Raw genomic sequence first — 932 nt, forward strand, 5'->3', positions numbered from 1 at the left:
CGCTTACCACTTTGTGATTCATGACTGGGGTGAAGTCGTAACAAGGTAACCGTAGGGGAACCTGCGGTTGGATCACCTCCTTACCTTAAAGAACCTGCCTTTGCAGTGCTCACACAGATTGTCTGATGAAAAACAGCAGTAAAAACCTCTACAGGCTTGTAGCTCAGGTGGTTAGAGCGCACCCCTGATAAGGGTGAGGTCGGTGGTTCAAGTCCACTCAGGCCTACCAAATTTTCCCTGATACTGCGTTGCGGCAACGCTCACATACTGATGTATGCTTCGCGTTACCACGCCTTGTCTCAGGAAAAATTACCGGTACAGAGGTTTGCAAAACGATGGGGCTATAGCTCAGCTGGGAGAGCGCCTGCTTTGCACGCAGGAGGTCTGCGGTTCGATCCCGCATAGCTCCACCATCTTTTACTGCGAACACTAGAAAACTTCAGAGTGAACCTGAAAAGGTGCACTGCGAAGTTTTGCTCTTTAAAAATCTGGATCAAGCTGAAAATTGAAACGACACATCTTTAATGGTGTGTTCGAGTCTCTCAAATTTTCGCAATCATGAAGTGAAACATCTTCGGGTTGTGAGGTTAAGCGACTAAGCGTACACGGTGGATGCCCTGGCAGTCAGAGGCGATGAAGGACGTGCTAATCTGCGAAAAGCGCCGGCGAGGTGATATGAACCCTTGACCCGGCGATGTCCGAATGGGGAAACCCAGTGCAATCCGTTGCACTATCGTTAACTGAATACATAGGTTAACGAGGCGAACCGGGGGAACTGAAACATCTAAGTACCCCGAGGAAAAGAAATCAACCGAGATTCCCCCAGTAGCGGCGAGCGAACGGGGAGCAGCCCAGAGTCTGAATCAGCTTGTGTGTTAGTGGAAGCGTCTGGAAAGTCGCACGGTACAGGGTGAAAGTCCCGTACACGAAAA

General features: G+C 50.0%; 2 tRNA genes and 2 rRNA genes. All 4 read left to right on the top strand.

Features of this window, described 5'->3' with window-relative positions:
- A 16S ribosomal RNA gene (locus tag AC2FAK_RS22910) occupies positions 1–83 on the top strand; the annotation flags it as partial.
- 69 nt (positions 84–152) lie between these two features.
- Positions 153–229: transfer RNA gene (locus tag AC2FAK_RS22915), tRNA-Ile, on the top strand.
- Positions 230–337: 108 nt separating this feature from the next.
- Positions 338–413 (top strand) — tRNA-Ala (locus tag AC2FAK_RS22920).
- Positions 414–585: 172 nt separating this feature from the next.
- Positions 586–932 (top strand): 23S ribosomal RNA (locus tag AC2FAK_RS22925); the annotation flags it as partial.

It is taken from the genome of Enterobacter cloacae complex sp. 394F7, from assembly GCF_057320385.1.